An 11328-nucleotide genomic window follows, 5' to 3' on the forward strand; every position below is an offset into this window, starting at 1 on the left:
ACATAATTTGTCTTATAATCAATTCCTCATAGATACCTTACTTTGTAAAACTTAATACAGTATCCAAAAACTTATTTTTTTATAAGATAATAAACTTTTTAGAACGATTATTTTGGAGCGAATGGTCAAAGTAAAATGTATTCATTTATACAATTATTTGGAAACATATAAATGTTTTGGAAAAAGCAAGCGGGAGTTGGGCAGAGCCCTACTCGCTTGCCTCTTTACTGCGTTACAGAGGATTTTCGTATACCAGAGGTATACTTTTGATCATATAAGCTCTTTATAATCACAAAAATGGTATACCACCAGGTATACATAAAGAAAAGATGAATTGGATTTAGAAAATAAAGAAGATGAAGCAGAATAATACCAACAGCATTCGTTATCCAAAAGAAACAGATGAAAAATTAGAGAAGCTGGCTGAAAATTTAAGACGAAGCAAAAAAGAATTGTTTTGTCAGATGGTGGATTATTTTTATCGATGTAAAAAAGATCCTTCAGATGCGGGAGATGAAATCTTGAAGAAAGAACTTTCTTCAGGAATCAGTCGCATTATAGCCTTCATTCGACAACAAGAAAAAGATTTCTTATTGCCTTTGTTTTCTGATACTGCTATTCTAAAAAATGCTTCAAATAGTCAAAAAGACTTGTTAGAAAAAATGGAACATTATTTAATAGAAGAAAATAAGCAAACTTCAATACTTACGAAACAAAATCTACAGATCACAAATGCATTAAAATATTTACTATCCAAACAGAAAGAAAAAGAAGTTTTGAAGAAGCAATTTGCTCAATTATTGGATGATTATATCTACAAGCGTGAAGAAATGGGTTGGACAACTTCAGGATTAAAAAAAGAAGAACTTGTCAATCGCATTAAACAATCTCTTAAAAACCTATAATGATGTTTATTCATATTACAGATTCTGAAACGGGTAATAATAAAGGAAGTTGCGGTCAATTGGTTAAATATTTAGAAAAAGAAAATCAACGATCAGAACAAAAGAAAGACCTTGAATATTGGTTTAATCATCAAAATAAAACAATTTCACCTCAAGAAGTTCGTGTAAATATTGACCATAATATTTCTAAATTAAGTCGTAATGATGCCAAGTTTTTTCTAATTAATATTAGCCCAAGCGAGCAAGAAATTATGCATTTAAAGGAGTGTTTTGGAAATAAAGGTGCAGAAGAAAAGTTAAAAGAATATGTCAGTCATATAATGGATGCTTACGCTCAAAATTTCAAACGCAATGGAATTGAAAATGCGAAAGATTTACTGTGGTATGGAAAATTAGAACAACATCGCTATTACCACCATACGGATGAAGAAGTAAAACAAGGATTAGCTAAAATAGGAGAAACTAAATCTGGAGAACAAATGCATATTCAGATTATTGTCAGTCGAAAGGATCGTACAAATAAAATCAAACTTAGTCCAATGAATACCTCACGAGGTAGAAATCAAAGCCATTCTGCTAAATTGGGACAGTTTAATCGAGTAGCTTTTAAAGAATCAGGTGAACTAATTTTTGATAATATGTTTGAATTTAATCGTTCATTAGAAGATTCACTGCACTACAAACTCATTATGAAAAACGGCAATGTGGAGCAAAAAAGAACAATCCATTTATTCAATCAAATTGAAAATAAATTAAACGATTCAGACAGACAAACTATTTTCGATATAACAAAAGACATCTATAGAAATAACACTGTTGATTTTGAGAAAATAGTAAACAACCTAGAAGTATCAACTGAACTGATTAACTTACTATTTACCAATAATGTTCTAGAAAATGAAAATGTAGAAGAGCAATCAGTTCAAAAGAAAAAAAAGGACTAAGCGTCGTTCAATATTATAAATAGTTAATATAAAATGTCTAATTTAATCAATCTTAATTATTTTCAATACTCTTCAAACTTTTATTTCTATTGAGATTTATTGTAAATTTGAAACCATTCTATCTGTTAACAGAATGTATATTTCTTATTAAAAGAACCATCTCAATAATTTGGGATGGTTTCTATTTTTTACAAGATTATTTATTATTCAAATTAGTTCGTTTAATTAAATTATAAACTTAGAGTCGTTATTTAAGATTGTAGTATACATATAATAATCTATTAAATTTTTAAAAAATAAAAAAGGTTTAACTTATTTTAAGTTAAACCTTTTCCATTATCTTTTTAATACAAGAATTTCAATCTCATTTTTTCCATCCCCATCCAAATCTTCACCATAATCAGATTTTATAATCAATTCGTTTTTAGTTAATTTGATAATTTCAGCTTCATAAATATCATTATTTCCCCAATCAATAACAAGATTTTTATTTGTGGCTTTATAGGTTGCATCAATATTATCTTCAAGAATACATTTACCACTATTGTCAGCGTAATAGGTTATAACAGAATATTTATTGTCTTTTGTAAATGTCAAAGTATTTTTTTCTTCACATGTATCTAATTTCTCATCTTCCATATGATTATCTTTTGAAAACTGAGTTTGATATTTTACAAAACTCCATGTTCCTACTATACTAGCATTGTCAATAGATGAATTATCATCATTATTACAACTAAATAGTGAACCAAAAGCAAAAACGCTAGGTAAAATAAACTTTTTCATAATTTTTTTTGTTTTAAGATTGTTGCGCAAAAGTATAATAATTTTTGAAACATTAATAAATCATTAAGAAAAATTTATATATTTGCTCAACCCTAAACCAATTGATATGAAAACATTTATACTTTTATATACTTCTTATATATACTCTATACTGTAGATATATTACAACTTTTTAACTTTTTTATTAAACCAGAAACTCTATGAAAAGATTTTTATTCTTCTTCATGGTATTAATTATACCTATTTACCTATATAGTCAACAAGCAGTAGAATCAGAACTCCAACCTCATGTTCGTGTAAAAACTGGCGTGAAACAAAATGAAGTTCGTTTGCGTTGGGCAGTCGATCAAGCAGTTGCATGGCAAAAAGCAAATATATTAGGTTTTACATTGAAACGTTATACACTTGTTCGAGATGGTAAAACCTTAACAACTCCAGAAATAAAAGATTTCGGACAATTTTTTCCTGCAAAGCAAAAAGAGTGGGAAGCTATTGTTAATAAAAATGATCATGCAGCAATTGTTGCACAAGCCTTATTTGGAGATAGCTTTGAGGTAGAATTAGGAAGCCAAAAACAAGGCAAACTTGAGTCTATTTTAAATAAATCTCAAGAATCAGAACAACGATTTGCTTATGCTTTGATGGCGGCTGATTTAGACTTTGATGTGGCAACATTAGCTGGTTGGGGATATATTGATAAAACAATAAAACCAAATGAACGATATGTATATATTGTAGAAGTCAATCAAGAAAAGTCAATAGAAAAAGGGGAAGCATTGGCAATAATAGAAGATAAAGAATTTGAATTACCTAAGCCTTTAGATTTTATAGGAATTTTTCAGGATAAATCAGTGATATTATCATGGGAATATCTACAATTAAGAGATGTTTATACGTCTTATTTTGTAGAACGTTCTGAAGATGGGAAAAACTTTGCCACTTTAAGCGACTTACCAGTGATGAATATGAATAGTCAGCCCCAAAAAGAATCTCATAATATGATTTTTGTTGACTCTTTACAAATTGCGAATAAACCTTATGCATACAGAATAAGAGGTAAAAATATTTTTGGAGATTTTGGACCATATTCGAGTATTGTGTCAGGTAAAGGTCATAAAAAGTTAGAAGTTACCCCACGTATAAAAACTGCAAAAGTTAATGATGATAATAAGATAACTATTGGTTGGGAATTTCCTAAAGAAAATGAAGCTGAAATTCAGTATTTTGAATTATTGCATTCTCCTACAGATAAGGAGAATGATTATAAGGTTGTAAAGAATAAACTTTCAACTAATATAAGATCAGTTATTGTTAAAAGTGAATCATCATCTAATTATTATAAGGTTAAAGCTATTGGTAAGAATAATGATAACCGTGAGTCATTTTCAGTTCTTGTACAACCCGAAGATAGTACACCTCCTGCAATTCCTACACAATTAAAAGCGAAGATAGATTCGGCAGGTATTGCTCGAATTGAATGGAAACCAAATACAGAAACAGATTTTGAAGGGTACCATATTTTTAGAGGAAATCAGAAAGGAGAAGAGTTAATGCGTATTACAACGCAACCCATTAAAGAAGCTAAATTTAATGATTCAGTACAATTGACTAATCTTAATAGAACTGTATATTATTATGTAACAGCTGTGGATTTTAGAGAAAATCAATCTGAACCTTCTGAAATTATTGAAGTTGAAAAGCCCGATATTATTCCTCCACAAATGCCAACATTTAGTAAATATGAAATAAAAGATGGTATTATTACACTTGAATGGTATAAAAGTGTGAGCGAAGATGTTGCTTTGCATCAATTGTACCGAATCGATATTGATGAGCAAAATGCTGTTGCAAAAAAGATATATGAAACGAAGGAGTTAAATCCTATATATACGTATCAAGATAAAGAACTACAATCCGATAAACGTTATGTCTACTTTTTGAAAGCGATTGATAAAAATAATTTGGTATCAAAAGAATCGCAACATATTACATTACGAAATATTGATTTGCGACCTAAAAAAGTGATTTCTAATTTAACAGGAATAGTAAATACTCAAAAAGGAAGAATCGATTTGATTTGGAAAAATCAAATGAATGATATCACAGAGATTGTGATTTATCGACAAAAGGATGGTGAGAAATCAAGTTTATTAACCACTTTGAATGGTCAACAGAATTATTTGGAAGATAAAAATGTAACCGTAGGAACGAAATATACCTATTTGATTAAAGCCATGTTATCATCCAATCAACCATCAACAACCGAAAAAATAACCGTAGAATACTAAATCAATCCTATTTTACTATGAAAAAAATTTTAATCTTTTTTATTTTATTACTGAATATTACTATCCAAGCTCAAAATTATTCTGTTAAATTACCTCGATTTTTGGCAGAACTTAAATATGATTCAAATGGAAATAAAGGATGTGGAACAAATGAATATACGATTGAAGTTATTACTGTCAATGGGGGAATTTATACGATAAAAGAAAGTTATAGTAATCGTCCGTTTATAGATAATAGTCCAATAGAAATTACTGTTCCAGATAAAGTAAGTAAAATTAAAATCCATTCTTTCCATCATGCGAATACTGGTATTGGTTGTAATGGAGGCACAGCAAGTATAGATGAAATTATTAATATTGATACCGATTGTCCATTTAAAACATTTGTAAAAGAAGTAAGTGGATCAAGAAATGGAAATAGAGTAACATTTAAATTAGATTTTGATTTATCAATTACCCCAATTCATATTCTTAAAAACGAATTAATAAATGGACTTTCAAATACCTATTTACCTTATGATTCAAAAGTTAAACTTTTAGATGTAGAAGGATTTTCTCCAGGATTATATCATTATCAATATAATATTTCAGATGAAAGTGGTAATATTACGGAAGCCAATTGGCAAGATATTGAAAGTAGTTTGTATGACAAACATATTCTTAGTGTATCAGGTAAAGATTTATTAGGAAATAATTATAAACAATATTTAGGACGTAAGATATATTTCCGTACAGTTTCTTGTTTTGAAAATAACGAATACCTTTCAAAATCAAATCTTGTTTTGTTAACGTTAATATTATCAGCTCCAAAAATCACAACAGCTTCATTTTTAGACATCACTTGTTTTGGGGACAATAATGGACAAGCAACCTTAAATTTTGATCGCCAATTAGAACAAGATGAAATCTTAGAAGGCTCACTTATTAATACAGATAATGGTGGTGTTGTAGGTAATTACAATTTATCAGCTTTAGCTAACGCATCAAGTTATACCATCACAGGATTAGCTAAAGGAAATTACAAATTAGATCTTATCGGTTCATATAAAGGAAATCCAACTTTTACGGATGGAGATGAATATTCGTATAAATTTACCATAAAAGAACCAAAACCTGTAGAATTTTCAGTCACTCAGTCAACCGATGTTTTTTGTTATGGAGGAGCTGATGGAACAATTAGCTTATCTGCAACAGGAGAACCAGGTAGGACATTCAAATATTCTATTACAGATGCAAATAATTTAGTGGATAATTGGGTTGATTTTTCATCAGCAAGTACAACTAAAATAGAAAATTTACCAGCAGGAAAATACACGATAAAAGTAATGGATTCTAGTGGGTGTTATGCAAAAGATGGAGCTGTTATAAAAGAAGTAAAAGTTACAATAAATGAGCCTAAAGCACCACTGAGTCTACCTGATAACGAAATTACAATAGAACAACCAAAAGGTTATGGGTTATCGGATGGTTTCATTTCTGTTCGAGTTATTGGAGGAACTCCAAATTCTGACGGATCATATATCTATGAATGGCGAAAAGACTCTCCAACAGGAGAAATCATTGATGCTTCAAAAATTATAACAGATGCTACAAATAATCCTTTCACGATTGTTTTAAAAGACATTCCTGCAGGAAAATATTATTTAACCGTTAAGGATAAAAACTATGCTTTAGCATTAAATGGACAAGGAGGTTGTGGTCTTATTTCAAAAGAATTTATCGTCGAGCAACCCTTGCCTCTAACTGCAGAGATTAAAATACAAGAAGAAATTTTATGTCACATCGACAACGAGTATATTGGAAATTTTGATGCAGATGGAAATTTAATTCCTGATCAAGCAGAAAATGGAAAATTACAAGTGAATGTAACAGGAGGAGTTGGTGCTTATAAATACAAATGGTACAAAAAAGTAAATGGCATTTTTACAGAACTTACCAATGAAACAACACTTAACCTAAATAAGGTTACAGCTGGTACATATAAAATAGAAGTTTCTGATCAAAATAATAACAAAACAGAAACCGAACTTGTATTTAATTCTCCAACAAAATTAGCAGTTGCTGTAGAAGCAAATGAATTAATTTGTAACAGTGATACTGGAGGAATTGTAAAAGCTACACCAATTGGTGGAACAGCAGGTTATACTTATACATGGAATACATCGGATACAACAAGTACTGTAACAGGATTAAGCGCAGGGAATTATTTTGTAACCATCAAAGATAAAAATAGTTGTATTGCAACAAATTCAGTAACCATCAAAGAACCATCAAGTTTTGAAGTAAATGTTATTGAACAAATCAATCCAACTTGTTTTGGTGCAACAAATGGTGTAATTGAAATTACTGTAGCTGGAGGAACAGCTCCTTATCAAATCGAATGGTCAAATGGAGCAAAAGGTCAGCTTATTTCTGGTCTTTCAGCAGGAGATTACACCGTTACGATTACTGATACAAATGGTTGCCAAACGATCAAAACGTATACGTTGACGCAACCTGTAGAAACTAAAGTAGATTTAGGAAAAGATATTACACTATGTTTTGGAGATTCAATGGAATATGATGTCACAATAGCTGATAAAAATGCAAAATATCAGTGGTTTGATCAAAATAGACAAATCATTTCAACTTCACCTAAAATTTCGATCGCTTTACCTGGAGAATATACAGTAAAAGTTTTCAATGAAGCAGGTTGTTCTGCAACAGATAAAGTGATCATAAAAAGTTCATCCGCTATTTTACAACCCGAATTTATGATTGCTACACATGCTTTTGTTGATGCAAATGTGAAATTGGTGAATACATCTAAAATAGTTCCAGAACGTGTTGAATGGATTTTACCAAAAACAAATGATTTCAATATCATTCAACAAACAAACGAGAACATCGAAATTAAGTTTTCTAAAACTGGAAAATATCAATTTGGTCTTAAAGGTTATCAAGGTGAATGTGAAAAAACATTTTACAAAGAGGTTTTGGTGGAAGAAAACATAAATGGAATTGATACAAATCCTAAAACAGTTTCTAATATCAAAGAATTTATTGTTACACCAAATCCAAATAATGGCGTATATAAAGTGTTGGTTAAATTATATGAAGCCAAACCAATTCGAATAAGATTAGTTGATATGTTATCACAACAAATCTATGTTTCAAGTGACTTTAATCGCAATACAGAATTCGAAATCCCATTTAACCAAACATTAGCTTCAGGTACTTACTTTGTCATTTTAGAAACCGAAAATGAGATGTTAGTAAGAAGAATGTTGACTAAATAACCTATTATGAAAACAATATTAAATTATATATTAAGTTTACTGATTGGTTTATCTTTTTTCCAATCCTGTGCTTCAGAAGAATCGATTGCAATTGAAGCTGATTTTGAAATCACAATTCAAAATAATGACTATTCAGTACCTGTAAAAGTTGACATCAAAAATAAAACGATTGGTGCAGATACTTTCAATTGGACGTTTGATGGTGCAACAGAACCAACTTCAACTCAAAAAAATCCAAAGACTGTTGTTTATACAGAGCCAGGAACGTATACTATCAAATTAGAAGCTTCTAATAAAGATGGAATAAAAGAAGAAAAGACTGTTGAGTTTAAAGTTGATGCAGCAATGAAAGTTGATTTTGAATGGATTCAAGAAGGAAGTGACACAGCTCCAGTTAAAATTCAATTGAAAAACTTATCAAAAGGTGTAACGAAGTATTTATGGGAATTTGAAAATGGAACTCCCTCTACATCCTCGATAGAAAATCCTATTGTTGTTTTTAATCAAGCTGGACAACATAAAATTAAATTAACGATTCAGAATGGACGTGAAGAATATTCAGTTGAAAAAACTATTGAAGTGAAAAACGCCATGAATGTTGATTTTGATTGGACAGTTGATTTTATTGACCAAGATTATGAAACACCAGTTACATTAAATTTATCAAATAAAACTACTCAAGCAATATCGTACGAGTGGTACGTAAATAATTCTGCGACACCATTTAGTACAGTACAACATCCTACAATTGTATTAACAACTATAGGTCTAAATACAATTAAATTGGTCGCTAAAAATGACAAAGAATCTAAAGTTTTAGAGAAACAAGTCGAAATAAAAGCAAACAAAAATCTACTTACTTTCGAGCATATTAAATTAGGAATTAACACAGCACATTCATCTTTAGGTTCTTTCTTTTCATCTCAATTAGGACAAGTAATTAATAAAGAAAAAGTTAATGGGATTGATGGAGCATTGATTGATTTTGCCTATTTCGGATTGAGTTCAGCGTTTGATTACAATGAATTTTTATCACCAGATCAGGTTCAAACAAAATCCTTTAATGCAATTAAAAATGCCATTCATACCAAAATTATCAATTCTCAAGAATTAGTAGGAACTCAATTAAGCGTTTCTCAATTTGATGCAATTGACAATGGAAGTGATTTTAATCGATTGACAATAACAGAATCTTCAAGAGGTAAAACCGCATTTGATGATAAAGTATCCAATCGAGTTGTTCTTTTTGAGACAGCAGACGGAAGAAAAGGAGCAGTAAAAATTGAAGGATTTATCAACAATGGAAAAGAATCCTACATCATGACGACAATTAAAGTACAAAAACCTAAAAATAAATAAGCCGCGCTATGAAGAAACAAACAATTAGTCTGGTAATTTTATTCTTTTGCTTTTGTACAAGTCAATTGAATGCACAAGAAGTTGATCTGGAAAATTTAGATGATAAATTGAAAGAAACGCTTAAAAAGAATCCTTTTAAAATTTCAGGAGGAGTTTCTGCAAATGCCGTTTTCTATAATTCAAATGTGAACCAAAGCAGAGAAGCATTTACCTATTTCTTAAATGGAAATTTGAATTTAGGTTTTTATAATTGGTCAATGCCTATTTCCTACAGTTTAACCAATCAAGGATCTCAGTTAGGTTATCAAGTGCCTTTTAAATTTAATCGAATTAGTATAAGTCCAAAATATAAATGGGTAAAAGCGCATATTGGAGATTCAAATATGTCTTTCTCGCCATATACGTATAACGGATTACTATTTACAGGAGTTGGTTTAGAATTAACGCCAGATATTCCTTTCAAAATAGCAGTGATGGGAGGACGATTAAATAAAGCCATTGAAGATGATGGGCAAGAACAAACTATCCCTGCGTATAAACGAATGGGCTATGGTGCACATCTGAAATGGGAAAAAGACCGCTACAAATTAGGCTTAATCGGTTTTTATGCAAAAGATGATTATAATTCGTTGAAGCAATCCATTGATCATAAAGGTATAACACCACAAGAAAATTTGGTATTATCGATGCAAGGAAGTTTCAAATTATTAGAAAATTTAGAAGTTTTTGCTGAATTTTCTAATTCGGGACTTATCAATGATACACGAGCAGAAAAAGGCAATTATTCAAAAGGAATCTCGAATCGATTCTTGAAATCAAATGTATCTTCTGAAAGTTTTAATGCCTACAACGCAGGTGTTAATTTGAATTTAAAAACAGCTAGTCTAGGTGTAAAGTATGAACGAATCGATCCAGGTTATAAAACGTTAGGGGCTTATTATTTCAACAATGATTTGGAGAATATTACACTGAATACAGCTTTCAATTTATTCAAAGGAAATGTCAATGTAACTGCAAATGTTGGAAGACAACGCGATAATTTAGATGCTGCCAAATTAAAACAAACTGAACGATGGATTGGATCGGTTAATACAAATGTAAAAATGGGAGAAAAACTAATGGTCACAGCTAGTTATTCTAATTTTACAATGTACACAAACAATCAATTGAACCAATTCAAAAATATCAATGATAATCCGTTGGCTTTACAACAGCCAAAAGATTCGATTGACTATAAACAGATTTCTCAAAATATCAATGTTAATGCCAATTATATTTTATCAAATAAGAAAGAGCTGACACAGAACATTAATTTCAATTATTCCTTGAATGACATGGTCAATAGAGAAAATAATATCGTGAGAAAAGGAGGATTGAATCGTTTTCATAATGCAAATCTTACCTATTCGTTAGGATTTCCTGAAAAAACAATGAGTATTGCTGCATCTGCCAATTATACAAATATGTATGCAGCTTCTAAAACAACCAATATTTGGGGACCTTCGGCGAGTATTAATAAAAGTTTTATAGAAAATAAACTCCAAACATCATTTGGTGTTTCTTATAATTCATCATCAAGTAATTCAATCTCTACAAAGGTTACTAATTTCAGAGTTAACGCAGGCTATTCTCCTTGGGAAAAACATAATTTTAGTGCGTCTATTATTCAAATGTTTCGAAATACCAACCAAGATATTCCTGACAAAAAATTGAATGAATTAACCGCTACAATAGGATATAATTATTCTTTTTAACCATTAACCTTGAT

At 30.2% G+C, this 11328-nt stretch carries 7 protein-coding genes; 6 read left to right on the top strand and 1 reads right to left on the bottom strand.

Annotated features, from left to right (window positions below):
• The first annotated feature begins 356 nt into the window (after window positions 1–356).
• Window positions 357–905, top strand: coding sequence for a BfmA/BtgA family mobilization protein (locus E4J94_RS11955; protein ID WP_135836036.1), 549 nt, complete (start codon window positions 357–359; stop codon window positions 903–905).
• 2 nt (window positions 906–907) lie between these two features.
• Window positions 908–1849, top strand: a complete 942-nt coding sequence (locus E4J94_RS11960; protein WP_246034320.1) for a DUF5712 family protein — start codon at window positions 908–910, stop codon at window positions 1847–1849.
• Between the two features lie 336 nt (window positions 1850–2185).
• On the opposite strand, the gene E4J94_RS11965 is transcribed toward E4J94_RS11960, so the two are convergent.
• Window positions 2186–2635, bottom strand: coding sequence for a lipocalin-like domain-containing protein (locus E4J94_RS11965; RefSeq protein ID WP_135836038.1), 450 nt, complete (start codon window positions 2633–2635; stop codon window positions 2186–2188).
• A gap of 200 nt (window positions 2636–2835) precedes the next feature.
• Here E4J94_RS11965 and E4J94_RS11970 point away from each other — a divergent pair, with 200 nt between their 5' ends.
• From E4J94_RS11970 to E4J94_RS11985, 4 genes are read left to right on the top strand one after another with little or no spacing between them, the layout of a single operon-like run.
• Window positions 2836–4923 (top strand): fibronectin type III domain-containing protein, encoded by a 2088-nt coding sequence (locus E4J94_RS11970; protein WP_135836039.1) that lies wholly within the window; start codon window positions 2836–2838, stop codon window positions 4921–4923.
• 17 nt (window positions 4924–4940) lie between these two features.
• Window positions 4941–8201 (top strand): T9SS type A sorting domain-containing protein, encoded by a 3261-nt coding sequence (locus E4J94_RS11975; RefSeq protein ID WP_135836040.1) that lies wholly within the window; start codon window positions 4941–4943, stop codon window positions 8199–8201.
• 6 nt (window positions 8202–8207) lie between these two features.
• A complete protein-coding gene (locus E4J94_RS11980; RefSeq protein ID WP_135836041.1) occupies window positions 8208–9560 on the top strand; it encodes a PKD domain-containing protein in 1353 nt (450 codons plus the stop codon).
• Between the two features lie 8 nt (window positions 9561–9568).
• Window positions 9569–11314: a porin family protein gene (locus E4J94_RS11985; RefSeq protein ID WP_135836042.1), complete on the top strand. Its 1746-nt coding sequence runs from the start codon at window positions 9569–9571 to the stop codon at window positions 11312–11314.
• Window positions 11315–11328: the final 14 nt, after the last annotated feature.

It is taken from the genome of Empedobacter tilapiae (genome assembly GCF_004785645.1).
Taxonomy (GTDB): domain Bacteria; phylum Bacteroidota; class Bacteroidia; order Flavobacteriales; family Weeksellaceae; genus Empedobacter; species Empedobacter tilapiae.

Coding starts and splice junctions, on each gene's coding strand:
- E4J94_RS11980 (WP_135836041.1), top strand. CDS start 8,208: ATGAAAACAATATTAAATTATATATTAAGTTTACTGATTGGTTTATCT.
- E4J94_RS11975 (WP_135836040.1), top strand. CDS start 4,941: ATGAAAAAAATTTTAATCTTTTTTATTTTATTACTGAATATTACTATC.
- E4J94_RS11985 (WP_135836042.1), top strand. CDS start 9,569: ATGAAGAAACAAACAATTAGTCTGGTAATTTTATTCTTTTGCTTTTGT.
- E4J94_RS11960 (WP_246034320.1), top strand. CDS start 908: ATGTTTATTCATATTACAGATTCTGAAACGGGTAATAATAAAGGAAGT.
- E4J94_RS11955 (WP_135836036.1), top strand. CDS start 357: ATGAAGCAGAATAATACCAACAGCATTCGTTATCCAAAAGAAACAGAT.
- E4J94_RS11970 (WP_135836039.1), top strand. CDS start 2,836: ATGAAAAGATTTTTATTCTTCTTCATGGTATTAATTATACCTATTTAC.
- E4J94_RS11965 (WP_135836038.1), bottom strand. CDS start 2,635: ATGAAAAAGTTTATTTTACCTAGCGTTTTTGCTTTTGGTTCACTATTT.